This is a genomic window from Butyricicoccus faecihominis, from assembly GCF_014648015.1.
In the GTDB taxonomy this organism is placed as follows: domain Bacteria; phylum Bacillota; class Clostridia; order Oscillospirales; family Butyricicoccaceae; genus Agathobaculum; species Agathobaculum butyriciproducens.
Genome location: NZ_BMQH01000010.1, coordinates 1 through 17,476 on the forward strand (window position 1 = coordinate 1; position 17,476 = coordinate 17,476).

Genomic DNA, 17,476 nt, shown 5'->3' on the forward strand with positions numbered 1-17,476 from the left:
TTGCAGCCGGGTTCGTCATGTACCAACCGGCAGAGGGTCACAGGTTCGAGCCCTGTAACTTCCACCATCAAGCACTCATTGTAAGATGAGTGCTTTTCCTTTTTATCTTTAGCAGAGGCCATTCTCGACACCGGTTTTGCTTGGCACACGAGGCGCGTATGCGCTACGCCCTGTCCGGGCGGCAGCTTTTTCAGCACCGGCTGAGCGGAGTACTCGAACTGCGTAAGCGTGTTCGTCTCTAACGGACTGGATGTTTTTCGCTGAGATTCAACGGGGATGTGCCTACCCGGCAGGGGCACAAGAGGGTAGACACCTACGGTTTCCACCCTCTGATTTTCATCCCTTTCCCTTGTTTGTTAGTCTGGCGCAGACCAGAGACCGGCGACCGCTCCGAAATGGGGAACGGCAGTCGGTTACCGTCGAGTGTCTTTCGTGAAATATTCGCAGTTCACAGACAGCGTACTGCTACACATACGGTTAAGGCGATACCGCAAGCGCGACACGAGGTGAATCGCCGAAGAGCAAGAGAGAGGCCCTGGGTGATAACAGTGCTGCACAACTCGTCAGTCTGGTGGCGATGGACAACACCTGCGAATCTAACAATTAGTACAATCCACCCCGCAGGGTGCGCCGAGGTCGGTACATCATCCGGAATGTCAACGGTCGGCTTGCTGCTGCCGCCGCCACCGCCGGACGATCTGCGGGTCCATACGCCGATCAGCTTGACATCCTGCTGAATGTCCTTGATCTCGGTTACAACATCGCCACTACAGTTGATCCGCCAGCCGCTGAACGTGTAGCGGCTCTGCGAGATGGTCTGTACCGGTGCTACGGTGTAGCTACCGTTCATCTTAACCTTGGCTGCCGCCGGAACTGCGCCTGCATCAGACGGAATGTCGCCGGTTACTTCGTAGGTTACGCTGCAGAACTGACCGTGTGCAGCCTTGAGCGCAGTGCATCGGAAACAGCCTCTTCGCTAACCGTATATTCGTCAGCGTAGTAGGCATCGCCTTCACCATCACCGTTCCAGCGCTTGTAGGCATTGTCCGTCAGCTTTTCCTTGCCGTCGTGATACCAGCCTACGATCGGGTCGTTGCAGTCGTCCAGTACCCAGTCCTTGCCGACAGGGGCAAAAGTGATGCGGCCATCGCAAGTGTAAGTTTTATACTTATAGGTACCGTTGTAAATATCATCGCCAGCAATCAGTGCATGGTTGTTATACAGCTGTGCACCAGCAGAAACAGTAATTTCACCGTAATTGCGGATACCGCCGCCATACTGAGTTTTGCTGCCGTTGTTCTTGATAACCGTGTCGGCACCGATTTCGATCATACCGCAGTTTCTGATTGCGGAAACTGCAGAAAACTTCAATTTTCAAACAAAAAGGACGTGCCTTTTAGCACGTCCTTCCGTTTACGCTTTATCCAGCAGCTTGATGATCTCTGCGATCTTCTGCTCGCGTTCGTTCTGATCTCCGGTCTCAAACGCATCCTGCACACAGCCGGAAAGATGTCCGCGAAGAACCTCCCTCTGCGCCTTATGCACCAGCGATTCCACCGCCTGCAGCTGCATCATAATATCCATGCAGTAGCGGTTGTCCTCGATCATTTTGAGCACGCCGTCGATCTGCCCGCGCGCAGTTTTGAGCAGCGGCTCGACCTTTTTACGATCTGCCATCATTTGATGTCAACCACCTCATAGCCCGCCTCGGTGACGGCTGCGGTCAGAACGGCATCCTCCGGCAGCGTTTTACCCGAAACAACTGCCTTGCCTGCATCCAGATCGACCGCAACATTACAGCCGGCTGCAGCACCCTCGAGCGCCTTTTTGACGTGTGCCACGCAGTGCTGACACATCATGCCCTCAACCTTGATTGTCTTTTCCATAACATTTTCCTCCTTTTTATGTGCCGTAAGCGGCTTTTCGCCGCTTATGGGCAAAACAGCAGGCGTCCCCGCCGTTTTTCTCGGTGTTGCGCTGAAAAAGCGCAGGCGCAGCGCGTTGGATACCACGCAGACGGACGAAAGGCTCATTGCCGCCGCGCCGATCATCGGACTGAGCTTGATGCCGAACGGCACCCACAGCAGACCCGCCGCAATCGGAATGCCGATGCAGTTGTAGAAGAACGCCCAGAACAGGTTCTGGCGAATGTTGCGCATAGTCCGGCGCGACAGCCGGATGGCGTCCACCGCGTCCATCAGGTCGCTCTTCATCAGCACAACGTCCGCAGACGAGATAGCCACGTCCGTGCCTGCACCAATCGCAATGCCGACATCGGCACGCGCAAGCGCCGGTGCATCGTTGATGCCGTCACCGATCATGGCAACCTTGCGGCCCTTGCCCTGCTTTTCGCGCACGATGCGCTCCTTGTCCTGCGGGAGCACCTCAGCGATCACATCGGTCACGCCAAGCTCGGACGCGATAGACTGGGCGGTTTTCTTATTGTCGCCGGTGAGCAGCGTTACGTCGATGTGCATGCTGCGCAGCGCTTCGACTGCCGCTTTGCTGGTCGGCTTGAGCACATCAGCGACCGCAAAAATGCCGACAATCTGACGGTTTGCCGCGAAGAACAGCGGCGTTTTGCCTGCTGCGGCAAACTCATCGCCCAGCTTCTGCATCGAGCCGGACAGCGCGAGACCGTTGGCGAGCAGCATGCGGCGGTTGCCCGCAAAGCACGGCACGCCGTCCACGGATGCGCGAATGCCCTGCCCCTCGAGCATCTCAAAGTCGGTTACCGAACGCTCCTGCGCGTTCTTCTCGCGTGCATAGCGCACAATGGCGTCCGCCAGCGGATGGTCACTGCGGCTCTCGAGTGACAGTGCCAGCGAGAGCAGGTCACCGGACTCCACGCCGAAGGATTTTACGTCGGTTACGACCGGACGTCCTTCGGTTACGGTACCGGTCTTGTCCATGATGACCGCGTTTACGTTGTGCAGATTCTCGAGCGCCTCCGCCGACTGGAACAGCACGCCGTTTTTCGCACCGACACCTGTGCCGACCATGATAGCGACCGGCGTAGCCAGTCCCAGTGCGCACGGGCACGAGATAACCAACACTGAAATCGCGCGTGTGAGCGCAAAGCTCGGCGTTTCGCCGGCCAGCAGCCAGATGATTGCCGTCACGAGCGCAATACCCATAACGACCGGCACAAACACGCCTGCCACCTTATCCGCCAGCTTGGCGATTGGCGCCTTGGACGCGCCTGCCTCCTCTACCAGACGGATGATCTGGCTCAGAGTCGTATCGTCACCGACACGCAATGCCTTCATGACAACATAGCCGCTCTTGGACACGGTTGCACCGATTACGGTATCGCCGACATGCTTTTCGACCGGCATGCTCTCGCCGGTGATGGCGCTTTCGTCCAGATAGGCGCTGCCCTCAGTGATCTCTCCGTCAACCGGCACGGACTGACCGCCGCGCACGATAACGAGGTCGCCAACCTGTACCTGCTCGATGGGAACCTGCACGGTTTCACCATTGCGGATGACCTCGGCGGTCTGCGGACGCAGGTCCATCAAAGCCGCAATGGCTTCGCCGGTCTTGCGCTTGGCACGCGCTTCAAAGAACTTGCCGAGCGTTACCAGCGTCAAAATCATGCCTGCGGACTCAAAATACAGGTCGTGCATAAAGCTGTGGGCTGCCTCAGGCGTGGGCGCGAGAGCGATTTGAATCAGCGCGTAAATGCCGTACACGAGCGCCGCACCCGAGCCGACGGCGATGAGTGCGTCCATAGTCGGGGCACGATGCAGCAGCGTTTTGAAGCCGTTGATATAATATTTGCGATTGATAATGACAATCGGCAGCGTGAGGATCAGCTCCGTGAGCGCCAGATTGAACATGCCGTCCATGCCTGCCGCATAGGACGGCAGCGGCAGCCCGACCATCTCGCCCATCGAGAAGTACATCAGGACAAGCATGAAAATCGCCGAAACGATAATGCGGGTCTTCATTTCCTTCAGCGCCTCGTCCGCCTGCGGGCTTTGCGCCGGAGCCGAGGTCTGCCTGCCATCGTCCACCGCAGCCGTGTAGCCGCCGGACTCGACCGCCTTTATAATCGTCTGTGCGTCGCACGCGTTTTCGTCGTACTCGACCGCCATGCTGCCGGCGAGCAGATTTACCTGCACGCCGCTGACACCCGGCACCGCCGAGACGCTTTTCTCCACATGGGCGGAGCAGGCCGCGCAGCTCATGCCGCCCACCCGAAACCGTTGTTTCATATCGCATCTCCTATCTGCACCCCTCCCCCAAGGGAGGGGGTTCTCATTTACAGACACAGTATACACCCAGGGAACAGTATTGTCAAGAACGAAGTTAGCCTTGACGAACACCCACAAAATATGGTATGATATTTATAATTAATGGTAGTTGAAGTAGTCCATAGGACGAAGTAGACGAAAGTTTACTTCGTCCTATTTTTTTGCGTTCAGCTGCATTTCTATTCGTTATCAAAAAATATTTCACATACACAAAAAGGAGAAAACAAAATGCCAAAAAACAAATTTCAGGACGTTATTTACACCATTATCATGGCTTCTGTCATGGTATACGGCATGGTAGCGTACAACATCGTGCTGAACACCGGTTCCATGCAGAACTGGGTATTTCTCGCAGTGTTCCACGAGTGGCCGATCATGACTGTTATCGCAATTCTGCTCGAGCTGGTGTTTGTCGGCAAGCTGGCGATGAAGGTTGCATTCCGTCTTGTCAATCCGCGCGAAGCCAGCCAGACCAGCATTATGCTTGCTATCTCGGCCGCATCCGTATGGCTGATGTGCCCGTGCATGAGCTTCTTTGCCACCCTGCTGTTCAAGGACAGCCATAACTCACAGTTCTTTGCAATCTGGGTGCAGACCACCGTTATGAACTTCCCGATGGCGCTGCTGTGGCAGTTCTTTGCAGCCGGTCCGCTGGTGCGCCGCATTTTCGGTCTGCTGTTCCGAGAGAACGCAGACAAGTCCTCTGCGGCGGAGATGGAGTCGGTTTAATCTTCAATCGAAAATTTTGATTTGCCGGTTTACTCGGCACCGGTTTTGCGGGACACACGAGTTGCGTTAGCAATACACCCTTTCCGGGCGGGAAGGTTTTCGCTTAATCCAAGCAGGGAATTGCGCTCTGCGGAGCGCGGGGACGTGCGCTGACGCCGCGCGGGCGCATAAGAGGGATGGACACCTAAGGTTTGCCCGTAGGCCACTAAACCTTTTTCCCGCGCCGTGCGCGGATTTAATGAGTGCGTACCCCTCTTATGAATCTCCCCGTTTCCTCTTAGCACGGCGAAATTTGCAGAACTGAGACTATAAAGGAACGGCAGAGGATTCTTTCTACCGTAGGGGCGGCCATTGGCCGCCCATTTCTTTCCCTCTACGCAATGCCAGATTCCATACTGCTACACATATCGGCTACTCTCCGCAGGCGCGACACAAGGTGAATTGCCCGAAGGGCAAGAGAAGGTCCCCTGAGGGATACCCGTGTCGCGCAACTCGTTTGTCTGGATATTACGGACGGCACCTGCGGATTTCACCTATCCATCAACTCCTACCTCCTACCTTGCAGAACCGCTCACCTTGACACCAACAAAAAAGGAGAACCCACCCGGGTTCTCCTTTTTCATTACGCCATATCCTTGAGCAGACCATGCTTCTCATAGGTGGTGGTGCGGACGATCTTATTTTCCTCATCCACGAACACGACCTGCGGAGCATAGCCGTTCTTGACCTCCTCCGGCGTCAGCTGCGCGTACGCCATCAGAATGACCTTATCACCGACGCTGACACAGCGTGCTGCGGCGCCGTTCAGGCAGATCATACCGCTGCCGCGCTCACCGGCGATGGTATAGGTCTCAAAGCGGTTGCCGTTTTCAATATCCACGATGGCAACCTTCTCATATTCGTAAATGCCGGCCGCATCCAGCAGGTCGGCGTCAACCGTGATCGAGCCGACGTAGTTCAGCTCGGCCTGCTTGACCGTTGCACGGTGGATTTTACCCTTGAGCATCTGTACTGTCATGACTTAGCCCTCCACCGAAAAGTTGTCGATCAGGCGTGTTTTGCCGATATAGACCGCCATAGCGACCAGTTCGCCGCCGTTGATCTCATGCACCGGCAGCATGGTCAGGCCGTCCACTGCGGAAACGTAATCAATACGCGCGAGCGGCTCCTGCTCGATAAGCGCACGCATGGCACCCACGACCTTATCCGCGTTCTTCTCGCCGTTCTGTACCAGCTCCTGGCCGAGCTTTACAGCGCGCGACAGCACGAGTGCCGCCTTGCGCTCCTCTGCGCTCAGATAGGTATTGCGCGAGGACTTCGCCAGACCGTCCGCCTCACGGATGATCGGGCAGCCGACGATCTCAATGCCCATAGACAGGTCGAGCACCATACGGCGGATGATCGCCAGCTGCTGTGCGTCCTTCTGACCGAAGAACGCCTTATCCGGCGTTACGATGTTGAACAGCTTGGAAACGACCGTGCACACGCCGCGGAAATGAATCGGACGGGTCTTGCCGCACAGCTGGCGCGGCATTTCGGACTGCACCTCAACAAAGGTGGCAAAGCCGTCCGGATACATCTCGGACACCTCGGGATGGAACACCATGTCACAGCCGCACTCGGTCAGCAGCGCACAGTCGTGCTCGAAATCACGCGGATAGGTCTCCAGATCCTCACCCGGACCGAACTGGGTCGGATTGAGGAACACGGACGCTACCGTGCGGTCGCACTGCTGCACGGACGTTTTGACCAGACTGGCGTGTCCTTCATGCAGATAGCCCATGGTCGGCACCAGACCGACGGTCAGACCCTGCTGTTTCCACTCGCGCACCTGTGCGCGTACTTCTGCGATGGTTGTTGCGATTTTCATTGTATATGCTCCTGTTTCTCTCAAAATTCAGCGTCGAGTTTGGCGAGATATTCATCGCTGCAGTCGGACTTGACAAAGCTCTGCTTTTCGGTCGGGAACGTGCCGTTCTGCACCTCGTTCATGTAAGCGCGGAACGCGTCCACCATGCGCTCACCGATATTGTCGAACTGCTTGGCGAACTTGGGCGTAAAGTCCATGTTCATGCCGAGCATATCCTGATAGACCAGCACCTGTCCGTCACAGCCTGCGCCCGCGCCGATGCCGATAGTCGGGATGGTCAGCTTTTTCGAGATGAGCGCCGCCAGCTTGGGCGGTACGCACTCGAGCACGACCGAAAATGCACCGGCCTCCTGTACGGTAAAGGCATCCTCGAGCAGCCGCTTTGCCGCATCCTCGCCCTTGCCCTGTACCTTAAAGCCGCCGAACACGTTGACGCTCTGCGGCGTCATGCCGATATGTGCCTGCACCGGAATACCGGCGTCTGTAATCGCGCGAATCTGCTCGGCAACGGCTGCGCCGCCCTCCAGCTTGACCGCATGTCCGCGCGCTTCCTTCATCAGCCGGCCTGCGTTGCGCACGGCTTCGGAAACCGACGCCTGATAGCTCATAAACGGCATATCCATGATGACCATGGTGTTCTCGCACGCGCGCACGACGCATGCACTGTGGTGGATCATATCCTCCATCGTAACCGGCAGAGTCGTGTCATAGCCCATCATGGTCATGCCGAGCGAATCGCCCACCAGAATGGCGTTGATGCCCGCTTTTTCCACCAGCTTGGCGGTCGTGTAATCGTAGCTGGTAATCTCGGTGAGGCGCTCGCCGTTTTGCTTCATCGAGAGAAATGTACTCACTGTGTTCTTCATTCTTTCTGCTCCTTTTCCCTGTTCAGCAGGGCGGCAAGCGTGCCGTAATCCTGCTCAGGATGTTTTTCCTGTGCCATTTTGACCTGTTCGAGTCCCAGCAGCGCGTAAAGCTGCCGATCGTCTCGTTCCGTCAGGCACGACAGATGCTTTTGCACGGTCTGCGTGTCGCCGCGCTCAATGGGGCCGGTCAGCGCTGAGACGGCACCGTGCTCGATCACATGCGCCAGATTGCTCCGCATGAGCGGCGCAAGCGCGTGCAGTGCGTCCGTTTCGGAGAATCCACAGCCGCTCAGCAGCTCTGCGCTGCGCTGCACGAGTGCACAGACAAAGTTGCTCGCCAGCGCACAGCTGAGGTGGTACTGCGCCTTGCTCTCCGGCGAAATGGTCTGCACCTGCAGTCCCAGTCCGCGCAGCAGCGGCACAAAGACCTCGACCGCCTGCGTGTCTCCCTCGACGCAAAAAAAAGCACCTGCCAGCTCCCGCCAGCAGTTATACTTGCTGCTGATCGGAAATAGCAGATGAATGGATATTGCATAGGCTCCCTGCGCGTGAATACCGGGAAAGGCTTCCCCGGCTGTGCAGGCGCCGCTGCAATGACATATATACTTGTCCTGAATTTCAAATTCTGCGACCTGCCGATATACCTCGGTAATCGCATTATCCGGAACGGTGATGAAAATCGCGTCACTATCTTCGATGAGTTTGCCCAGGGCGGTATAGTGTCCGGAATTTGTAAATTCTGCGGCTTCTCTTGCGCTGTCGGAATTGCGGCTGTAATAGCCGGATATCCGCACGCCTTTTTCGGCAAGCAGTCTGCCGAAGGAAAAGCCGACTTTTCCTGCTCCAACAATGCCAATGTTCATGCTGTCACCCGCTTTCTGTGGTGTGACGCAACGTAAAATCACTGTCGGAAAAATTTGAAAAACATGTTGTGACAAGGTATAGCTTCCGCTCTGCGGAATGCCATCCATCAATGGGTATTATACCCGCTTGAAATGAGAATGTAAAGGAAAAGTTTTCGGCTCCGGGGAGTCAATCAATAATGAACGTCAGTTCATTTATGCGAATTTCGTTCTGTAATTCTGTTCATAATCGTTAAAACCGCTCTGTATCAAAAGATACAGAGCGGTTTCCGGTTATGCGTAATACGCGATCCTGAGCAGCTCCTCCGGTGTAGTAACACCCTGTTTTACCAGCTCCAGACCCTTTTCCTTCAGGCTGCGCATGCCCTGCTGCTCCCGCGCGTAGGCCTCGATCTCCTCGGTTTCGGCGCCGCGGCTGATCATGCGGCGGATATTGCGGTCGATCGTGACGATCTCATGCACAGCAATACGGCCGCGGTAGCCGGTGCCGTTGCAGTGCGTACAGCCTGTGCCGCGCTTGATGGTCGTGATATCCTTGCCGAGCAGCGCCTGCTCCTGCGGCGTAACTGCGACCTCTCTGCCACAGTGCGGACACACCTTGCGCATCAGTCGCTGCGCGACCAGACCGACCAGCGAATTTGCGATCAGATAATGGTCGATGCCCATATCGGCCAGACGGACGATACTCGAGACCGCATCGTTGGTATGCAGTGTACTCAGCACCAGGTGACCGGTGATGGCGGCACGAACCGAAATACCGGCTGTTTCGCCGTCACGGGTCTCACCGACCATGATGATATCCGGGTCCTGACGCAGCAGCGCGCGCAGACCGGACTCAAACGTCAGTCCGGCAACCGGATTGACCTGCGTCTGGTTGATGCTCGGCACGTTCTTCTCCACCGGATCCTCAACCGTGGAGATATTCACCTGCCGGTGCGACAGATACTCGAGCGCCATGTACAGCGTAGTGGACTTACCCGAACCGGTAGGACCGGTGATATAAATAATACCGTTCGGTGAGTTGAGCATAGGCAGGAACCTTGCATAGCTTTCGTCATCCATGCCGAAGTGGCTGGCGTGATCGACCTGACCCGCCGTTGCCAGAATTCGCAGCACGGCCTTTTCTCCGAACACGGTCGGCAGCAGCGATACACGGATGTTAACGTACTCGCTCTGTCTCACACGGATACGGAAATGACCGTCCTGCGGCAGACGGCGCTCGGCAATATCGAGGTTCGCCATGATCTTGATTCGCGCAATCAGCGGCTGATGCACACTGCGCTGCAGCGTTACATAATCGACGATCGTGCCGTCGATACGCATGCGCACGCGCGTGCTGCCCTCAAACGGCTCGATATGCACGTCGCTCGCACCGGTGCTGATTGCACGGTCGAGCAGGCTGTTGAGCAGCTTGACGATCGGCGCTTCCGGATCGCCGCTTTCGCTTTCTTCGACCTGCAGCATCTCCACATTACGCTCTGCAAAGTCCTCGTTGGCGGTCTGTGCCGCCTGCTGCGCGCCGACCTCGGCGTAATAGTAGCGAATCGCGCTCTGCAGCGGACCCATTTCACTCAGGCGGATGACCACCTGACAGCCGGTCAGCTGGCGCACTTCCTCAAAGGCAAAGTAGTTCAGCGGATCGTTCGTCACGACCTCGAGGCTCTTGTCCGCAAAGCCGACCGCAAGCAGGTTCTGCTTTTCCGCCAGCTCGCGCGGAATCATGCGGACAGCGGTCAGATCGACCTGCATCTGTCCGATGCTCACAATTTCCAGTCCCAGACGGGCAGCCAGCGCCTCGATCACCTGCGTCTCGGTGACAAAGCCCAGCTCGATCAGGATTTGACCGACTCGCTTTTCACGGTGCTCCTTCTGGTAGGCGAGCGCCTGCTCCATCTGCTCCTGCGTGATGTAATTGCGCTCCATCAGCACTTCGCCGATACGCAAATTGGTTTTCATGCGTCTGCCTCCTTGTCGCTGACACACATATAGATCTCCAGCGTGCCGGTGATCAGATTGGTGCTGACTGCCTGCGTGTTGTTCTCCACATAATCATAGTCTGCAATACTGAAATTGGTCACGCGCAGACCCTTATACCTGTGCTCTACCTCATCGAGAAAGTTCAGCCACTGGGTTACGGCGCCCTGCGCCGAGATAGTCGCAGTGCCGATGTAAACGCAGTTGACCGGCTGCACCGGCGCTGCCGATGTATCGTCGGTCGAATCGGCGGATTCCGCATCGGACGAGGTGTCCGCACTGCTGTCCGTCTGTGCAGCTTCCTGCTCGGCGAGATACGCGCTGACCGCACCCGGAGCGGCCTCCGTCAGCGTCAGCGACTGCGGAAACAGTCCGTTCTCGAGCGCGATACCCGTGATGATATCGTCCATCTGACGGGTTTCCAGATCGCCCTTGTAGTATTTTTCGCTTGCCGTGTTCAGCGCGGCTTCATTCTGCGCGATAATATCGTCAATCGTCGCGAGTGTGGCAATCTGCGTCTGATATTCCTGTTGTTTCTGTTCGGCGGCGTCATACTCGTTCTGCAGCGTTTCGTGATTTTTCATCGCAGGACGGATGAGATACATGCCGAAAATGACGATTATCGCCAGACAGGCCACCAGCCGGAGCAGCTTTTTATCACGTTCGGTTACAACGATGTTCATTCGGCTGCCTCCTCTCCCAGCAGGATACAGTTCAGGCTGAGAACGTACACGCCGTCCTCATAGGTATAGCCGGTGTAGTCCACCTTGCGAAACAGACCGGTTTTCTGCAGCTTGAGCACATAGCTCGGAATGTCGATAACGCTGCCGCTCTGTGCATCAAACTGCAGCGCGCCGGTGGCCGCATCGTAGCCGGTCAGCACCATGCTGACCTGAGCGCCGCCTGCCGCGCCGATTTTGCTCATCAGGGTGCTGTCCACCTGCGGATAGGTGGCAAGCGCGTCCGTCAGATTGCGTACCTGCTGCAGTCCCTGCACCAGATTGTCATTGCGCTGCTGCTTTTCGGCAGATTCGTTGTACTGCTCGATCACGGTCGGATCGTTCAGCCAGTCGTTGATGTCGTCGGTTCTGTGGCTCAGGCTGCTGTTCATCCGCAGGAACACACACCAGACCGCGGCGCACACCACCAGACACACCGCAATCGGTGTGTAGAAGCTGTGCAGCAGGCCGGTCTGCTTTTTGCTGCCGCGGGACAAACGCCGATAGCTGCGGAGCAGATCCAGTTCCTTGTTTGCACGAAGCACGGTTCGAATCAAAGCCTCGGCACAGCCGAGCCAGTCGTTCAGCCGCTCGCCGTTCGGCAGGGCGCGGAACGCACGGCATTCGGGCAGACGGCTCACTTCCAGACCCAGACCGCGGATACCCGCCAGACACACCTCGAAATCATCATCCGAGCAGCCGGCGTAATACACATCGGTCAGCGTGCCGCCCGAGCGGCTTGCCGTGTGGAACTGCATCGTACCGGAGACATCCCTCGTCATCTCAGTGCCGAAATCCACCGTGCCCGGCTCACTGAAAATACGGCTGCGGCTGGAATAACGGTACTCTCCGTTCTCGACCAGCAGCGAAAGCACGCTGCTGCCCTCAAAGCACAGCCAGATACAGGTCTTGCCCTGCATGGGCTGCATGGCATGCAGGAGCTTGAGCCGTCCTGCCATGGTAACGGTAACGTTTTCCAGGCGCAGACCGAGCCGGTCGGTCATTGCAAGGTATTCCTCCATCGTTTCCTTGCGGCAGGCAGCGCAGAACAGCTGCTGACGGCCTTCGGCATCTGTGCCGAGCGGCACATAGTCCGCCGCCACAAGCTGATCCTCCCGCGGACGCATTTCGTGCCGCACAAGCTCCTCCAGCTTGTTTTCCGGCATGCTCGGTGCGGTGATAGTCTTGGTGGCAACCGCCTCATCCGGCAGGACGAGCGTGATGCCGCGGGTCGGCAGCCTGTGCTGCTGCCAGAGTGCGCCTATCGCCTTCTCCCAGTTTTCCATGCCGCCGCCGTGTGCGGGGGCACTGTAAAGCGCCTGCACGGAAGGCTGCGCGCCGGACTTGCCGACCGCGACAAGCACCTGCTCCTCCTGCAGCGCCAAAACGGTTGTGTTCATTCTCATTTCTCCCCTTTTGTGAGGTTTACACGTTTCCGAGGTTATACGTTCCCCGAACTCTCTATCGCGCTGTACGAGCCGATGATCGGCGACATGACCGCGATGATGATAAAGCCGACCACAAACGCCATCAGCACGATCAGCATCGGCTCCAGAATGGTCATCATGCGCTTGCTCGCCTGCTGTGCATCGTACTCCATCGAATCCGCAATGGAATCCAGCATGGAGTCCAGACGGCCGGTCTCCTCGCCAACTGCAATGCTGCTGCACAGCTTGCGCTGAAAGCCGTCTACGGCCTCGAGGGCGGCGGACAGGCTGACGCCCGAACGCACCTGCACGAGCACATCATCGAACTGCGAAACGATGTAAGCGTTGCCGATGGTATCACGGGCGGTCTGCAGCGCAGTGACGATCGGCAGACCGCTCGAGTACAAGCTGCTGATGGTTCGCGCGAACCGCGCCGTGCAGATAACCTGATTGAGCGGACCGAAAACCGGCATTTTGAGCTTGCGTCGATCCATTTCCAGCCGGACGGCCGGAATGCGCAGCAGCGAGCGGATAACCATGACCACAGCCGCGACACCCAGTATCATCAGATACCATTTGGTAACCATAAAACCGGAAAACGCCATCAGCGCCAGCGTAACGCCCGGCAGCGAATCCATTGTGGAGAACAGATCGCTGAACTGCGGCAGCACGAAGGTTACGATAACGATAACGACCGCGACCGCCAGAATCGCAAGGATCATCGGGTACATGAGCGCCGACTTGACCTGCTGGTTCATCTGGTGCGCCTTCTCGTAGTGGATGGCGAGCCGCTCCGCGACCTGATCCAGCTTGCCGCTGCCCTCGCCTGCGCGGATCATGCCGAGCATGAGCGGCGGGAACACCTGCTGCGCCTCGAGTGCGGCAGAAAGGCTCGAGCCTTTCCGGACTTCACCCAGCACACTCTCGTAAATGCGGCGCAGACCCGCGCTGATGCCCTCATCCTGCGAGATGATCGTCAGCGCGCGCACCAGACTGACGCCCGAAGCCAGCAGCGTGGACAGCTGGCGGCACAGGTCGCTCAGCTCCTGCGGACGCAGTGTGCGCGGCTTGCGGCCCGCACCGCGGCGGGTCGCACTCTGCAGATACAGCCCCTGAGCGAGTAACTGGGTATACAACGTATCATAGTCCGCAGCCTCCATTGCGCCGCGGACTACCTTTCCGTCTATGTCCTTTGCCGTGTAGCGGAACAGCGTGTGACCGCTGTTCGGTTTGACCGTGACGGTCAGCCTGTGGTTGTTGGATGCAGCCATGCTGACCCTCCTCTCCATTCATTACAATAATCCCATATACCAGTCCGCGATCGTTTCTCCGAAAAACATGGCAATCGCAATGCCGATGCACAAAAACGGACCGAATGCGAACTGGCTTTTCCGGTTTGCCTTCTTTTGGGCGAGCAGCAGCGCGCCGAAGCCGCCGCCGAGCAGAATGCCGATAAACGCGGCAACGACCGTCAGCTTTGCGCCGAGGAAAAAGCCCGCGCCGAACATCAGCTTGATATCACCGCCGCCGAAGCCGCCGGGCACGATGAGCGCCAGAAGCAGCATCGGTACGCTGACGATCACGCAGCCGATCAGCCGCGATTTTATCCCCAGGCTGGGGATAAGTATGTGCGCAGCGATGCCGCAGACAAACAGCAGCACCGGAAACCGGTCGTAGATTTCAAGCGTGTCCATGTCCATGAGCGCCACGACCGTCAGAATACCGAGCACGGCGAACGCCAGCGCCGCCTGTGCGGTCTCGCCGCCGAAGGCGTATGCGCAGGCACAGGAGCACAAGCCGCCGAGCACCTCGATCCAGAAATCCCTTGCGGGAATTTTTGCACCGCAGCCGCGGCATTTGCCGCCCTGCAGGAGATAACTCAGGCACGGGAGCAGCTCCGCCGCCGACAGCGTGCGCCCGCACACCGGACAGTGACTGCGTCCCTTCACCACGCTCTCTCTGCGCGGCAGGCGCCATACCACCACTCCGAGAAAGCTGAATACGCACGCGCCCAATGCGAACCGTAACAGCCATAATACAGCATAGGCGATGTAAGGCATTGGTTTCCTCCTCGTTTGGGTTGGTTTGGAATGATTTTTTACAAATAGAATCTGCCATACAAAAACCGCATGGCAGGTCACAGCCACTTAAACGTTAAGGGGCTGTGACCCGCCATACCGTCCGCAAGCCGAACGCAGGCACCGTTACTGCGTTCCGCATCGTTACAGCGGTATGAATCAAGTCACCACCGACGTGCACCGTACCGCACCGTGGTTAGACGGTGCGGTGCGGGCGTGGTGGTTGGTGGGGTTAGGCATTAAGACTTCTTGGTTACGTTGTACTGACCCGTAGACTGGGTATAAGTGCAAACTCTATTATTGCGTTCATAAACAACGGTAGCAATCTTATTATTCGAAACAGTAATAGTAGTAATATTGTCCTTGTCTACTTCTGCCAGTTCTGCAATCTTTGCTTTCGTGAAATTACCAGCACCCGTATCCGCCGGAGCAGTTACCGGAGTAGCATTAGTAGCCAACGTACCGTAGTATTCATCATACAGCGTCTGAGCAGCCATTACTACCTGACGGGTTTCAGCAACCAGAGACTTCTCCTTCGCCTTATCAATATAACCAGTCAGCGCCGGAATCAGCAGCGCTGCCAGAATCGCCAGAATAACCAGAACCACGATCAGCTCTACCAGCGTAAAGCCGCCCTTCTTGCTGCGGCGCTTCTGCTGCAGCGCGATCATTTTTTCCATCATGATCTTATTCCTCCAATTGTATTTTTGTTTTTCTATCTCTGTAAGCTGCGGCGGTGCTCCGCAGAGTTACACATATTGCATTGCCGTTATGCCGGCTTTTTCGTTGCCGTCACCTCGGTTTTCACCGGAATATCGTACCGCAGGTCGATAATGAGCGAATCCGAATAGATTTTATCGGTCAAATCCTTATCGCGGTAAATTGTCACGGTGGCGGTAACGGTGTGCTTTGCTTCGTCGATTTTGAAGTGCAGTCCGGCGCGGAGACCCATATAAAAGCCCTCTGCGTAGGTTTTCGTCATGGCTCGGGCAATGGGATTGCCGTCCGCATCCTGACTGTAGCCATCTTTATAATAACGCTCGACAAGATAACCCTTTTCCACCCGAGGCTGCTCGCCGGAGTCCTTATCGGCAATCACGATTTTGGTTGGTCCGCAGCCGTCTGCCGTCAGCAGCTCCGCCGCGTTGTATCCCTGTTCGGTCTCATAGCCAAACTCGATCGCCGAGCCTTCGGACGAGCCGGTTTTATTCGTCACGTCCGTGCCGCTGTCATAGCATTTGATGTAATCCGTGGCGGTCTCCACCTTGCTGCGCACGGTTTCGAGCAGGTCGTCCGCGATCAGCTCGGCGCTGTTCAGCTCCTGCGTGCGGCGCGATACCTCGGCCGCCGGCCGCAGCGACGCACTGAATACGCCGATGACCAGACACAGCAGTCCGGCGCCGACCACCAGCTCCACCAGCGTCATGCCTCCCCGGCCGCGCAGGATTGAGCGAATGCGTTTCATGCCGTCACTCTCCCTTCGCAAACCGGTAGAAGGGCACGGTTTTGCCGTCCTCGGTTTTGGCGTTTACGGTCTGCTTTTTTACCTTTACGCGGAAGGCGTCAATATCGGTATCTTCGCCGTTCGACGTCGTCACCTTAAAATCGTACGCGGCAGCTTCGCCGTCCGCGACTTCTGCATTTTCGCGCACGCTTTCCTGCAGTTGGGTCGCGTCCCTGCGGAGCTGCTCCGACTTGCGCTGCGCATTTGAGGCAAAGCCGACTGCGCCGTTCAGCGCGCCCAGCAGCAGCATGAACACCACCGTGGAAACCAGAATTTCCACCATAGATTCGCCCCGGCGGTCGCGCAGCACGCGAATCAGTCTATTCATCGGCTGCACCTCCGGTTGTCCGGGCTGCCGGCTTGTGGATGGGTTCGTATCGGCTGTACGTCGGATTGTTGATATCATAGGTATAGCTGATCTCCACATGCTCCGTGCGGGCATCCTTACCCTCGCCAATGACCTTGGGTTTTACCGGGTCCTCGCCGTTGGCACTTCGGCAAAAACGGCCGTTTACCCAGTAGACCGTGAACTGTCCGCTGACGCCGTCTTCCCCTTTCCATGTGTAGATTGGCTGAAAACTGTCCTTTCGGCGGTATTCTGTGGTGTACATGTAGCTGTCCGCTCCCTTTTCCGCCTTGACGCCCACCCAAACCTGATGTCTGTTAAAGGTTGTCTGCTCTGCCTTTTCGGTGCCTTCGTCCCGAGCACCGTATGCAAAGGTATCGCCTGTGATCGGGTCCTGCACATCGGTAACATCACGGAGCAGAATCGTAATCCTGCCGTAGTTATCCTCGGTCGAACCCGCATTATAGCAGGCAGTGGTTTCATCCGAACGGTCCGGATCGTAAATACCCAATCCCGTATCTTCCGCTAAAATGTTGTTCACTTCACGGTAGAAACAGCCTTCCGGCGCAAAATTGGTATCCAATTCCGGCTTTATTGTTTTGTATTCCTGCAGTTCGCTGTCCAGCACCTGTGAAAAGGACTGCGCCAGCTGATAACAGCGTTCCCTGCCGATCTTGCGGTTGGCCCGCGAGAGCAGCATGGATGAGGAATACACGATACTGAGCGAAAGCCCGATCAGAACGGCGACAGCGCAAAGTGCTACGATCAGCGAAACACCGCTTCGCCTGCTGCGCCGCAGGGTGTTCCATCCCTGACGTATCCGCTTCATGTCTGCCGCCTC

At 57.0% G+C, this 17,476-nt stretch carries 18 protein-coding genes; 1 reads left to right on the forward strand and 17 read right to left on the reverse strand.

What is annotated here, in order from left to right; all coding sequences use genetic code 11:
• Positions 1 to 448: 448 nt before the first annotated feature.
• The 4 genes from IEY11_RS10505 to IEY11_RS10520 all read right to left on the reverse strand — a co-directional run bounded on the left by IEY11_RS10505 (position 449) and on the right by IEY11_RS10520 (position 4,220).
• Entirely contained in the window at positions 449 to 850 is a 402-nt protein-coding gene (locus IEY11_RS10505) for a hypothetical protein (protein ID WP_188886504.1), read from the reverse strand.
• A gap of 65 nt (positions 851 to 915) precedes the next feature.
• Positions 916 to 1,332 (reverse strand): hypothetical protein, encoded by a 417-nt coding sequence (locus tag IEY11_RS10510; protein ID WP_188886505.1) that lies wholly within the window; start codon positions 1,330 to 1,332, stop codon positions 916 to 918.
• 81 nt (positions 1,333 to 1,413) lie between these two features.
• Positions 1,414 to 1,680: a metal-sensing transcriptional repressor gene (locus IEY11_RS10515; protein ID WP_118478176.1), complete on the reverse strand. Its 267-nt coding sequence runs from the start codon at positions 1,678 to 1,680 to the stop codon at positions 1,414 to 1,416.
• Positions 1,677 to 4,220, reverse strand: coding sequence for a heavy metal translocating P-type ATPase (locus IEY11_RS10520; protein ID WP_188886506.1), 2,544 nt, complete (start codon positions 4,218 to 4,220; stop codon positions 1,677 to 1,679). The genes IEY11_RS10515 and IEY11_RS10520 overlap by 4 nt, the downstream gene beginning before the upstream one ends.
• A 267-nt stretch (positions 4,221 to 4,487) precedes the next feature.
• Between IEY11_RS10520 and IEY11_RS10525 the strand changes: the two genes are divergently transcribed.
• Positions 4,488 to 4,988 carry a DUF2798 domain-containing protein gene (locus IEY11_RS10525; protein ID WP_118728855.1) on the forward strand — a complete coding sequence of 167 codons (501 nt, stop codon included), beginning with the start codon at positions 4,488 to 4,490 and terminating at the stop codon, positions 4,986 to 4,988.
• 622 nt (positions 4,989 to 5,610) lie between these two features.
• On the opposite strand, the gene panD is transcribed toward IEY11_RS10525, so the two are convergent.
• From panD to IEY11_RS10590, 13 genes are all read right to left on the reverse strand, one after another.
• A complete protein-coding gene (gene panD / locus IEY11_RS10530; RefSeq protein ID WP_117751412.1) occupies positions 5,611 to 6,006 on the reverse strand; it encodes an aspartate 1-decarboxylase in 396 nt (131 codons plus the stop codon).
• 3 nt (positions 6,007 to 6,009) lie between these two features.
• On the reverse strand, positions 6,010 to 6,858 hold the full coding sequence (panC, locus tag IEY11_RS10535; RefSeq protein ID WP_118728854.1) for a pantoate--beta-alanine ligase: 849 nt from the start codon (positions 6,856 to 6,858) through the stop codon (positions 6,010 to 6,012).
• Positions 6,859 to 6,878: 20 nt separating this feature from the next.
• Positions 6,879 to 7,724 (reverse strand): 3-methyl-2-oxobutanoate hydroxymethyltransferase, encoded by an 846-nt coding sequence (panB, locus tag IEY11_RS10540; protein ID WP_117489630.1) that lies wholly within the window; start codon positions 7,722 to 7,724, stop codon positions 6,879 to 6,881.
• Entirely contained in the window at positions 7,721 to 8,587 is an 867-nt protein-coding gene (locus tag IEY11_RS10545; RefSeq protein ID WP_188886507.1) for a Rossmann-like and DUF2520 domain-containing protein, read from the reverse strand. Before IEY11_RS10545 ends, panB begins: the two co-directional genes overlap by 4 nt.
• A gap of 273 nt (positions 8,588 to 8,860) precedes the next feature.
• A complete protein-coding gene (locus IEY11_RS10550) occupies positions 8,861 to 10,543 on the reverse strand; it encodes a GspE/PulE family protein (RefSeq protein WP_118728852.1) in 1,683 nt (560 codons plus the stop codon).
• Positions 10,540 to 11,244 carry a type II secretion system protein M gene (locus IEY11_RS10555; RefSeq protein WP_118728851.1) on the reverse strand — a complete coding sequence of 235 codons (705 nt, stop codon included), beginning with the start codon at positions 11,242 to 11,244 and terminating at the stop codon, positions 10,540 to 10,542. Before IEY11_RS10555 ends, IEY11_RS10550 begins: the two co-directional genes overlap by 4 nt.
• Positions 11,241 to 12,680 (reverse strand): type IV pilus biogenesis protein PilM, encoded by a 1,440-nt coding sequence (gene pilM, locus IEY11_RS10560; protein WP_118728850.1) that lies wholly within the window; start codon positions 12,678 to 12,680, stop codon positions 11,241 to 11,243. Before pilM ends, IEY11_RS10555 begins: the two co-directional genes overlap by 4 nt.
• 41 nt (positions 12,681 to 12,721) lie before the next feature.
• Positions 12,722 to 13,978 carry a type II secretion system F family protein gene (locus IEY11_RS10565; RefSeq protein ID WP_188886508.1) on the reverse strand — a complete coding sequence of 419 codons (1,257 nt, stop codon included), beginning with the start codon at positions 13,976 to 13,978 and terminating at the stop codon, positions 12,722 to 12,724.
• A 21-nt stretch (positions 13,979 to 13,999) separates the two neighbouring features.
• On the reverse strand, positions 14,000 to 14,767 hold the full coding sequence (locus IEY11_RS10570) for a prepilin peptidase (protein ID WP_188886509.1): 768 nt from the start codon (positions 14,765 to 14,767) through the stop codon (positions 14,000 to 14,002).
• Between the two features lie 257 nt (positions 14,768 to 15,024).
• Entirely contained in the window at positions 15,025 to 15,468 is a 444-nt protein-coding gene (locus IEY11_RS10575; RefSeq protein ID WP_118284678.1) for a prepilin-type N-terminal cleavage/methylation domain-containing protein, read from the reverse strand.
• 86 nt (positions 15,469 to 15,554) lie between these two features.
• A complete protein-coding gene (locus IEY11_RS10580; RefSeq protein WP_188886510.1) occupies positions 15,555 to 16,250 on the reverse strand; it encodes a type IV pilus modification PilV family protein in 696 nt (231 codons plus the stop codon).
• A 4-nt stretch (positions 16,251 to 16,254) separates the two neighbouring features.
• Positions 16,255 to 16,617 carry a type IV pilus modification PilV family protein gene (locus IEY11_RS10585; protein ID WP_118564084.1) on the reverse strand — a complete coding sequence of 121 codons (363 nt, stop codon included), beginning with the start codon at positions 16,615 to 16,617 and terminating at the stop codon, positions 16,255 to 16,257.
• Positions 16,610 to 17,464 (reverse strand): hypothetical protein, encoded by an 855-nt coding sequence (locus IEY11_RS10590; RefSeq protein ID WP_188886511.1) that lies wholly within the window; start codon positions 17,462 to 17,464, stop codon positions 16,610 to 16,612. The genes IEY11_RS10585 and IEY11_RS10590 overlap by 8 nt, the downstream gene beginning before the upstream one ends.
• Positions 17,465 to 17,476 lie beyond the last annotated feature (12 nt).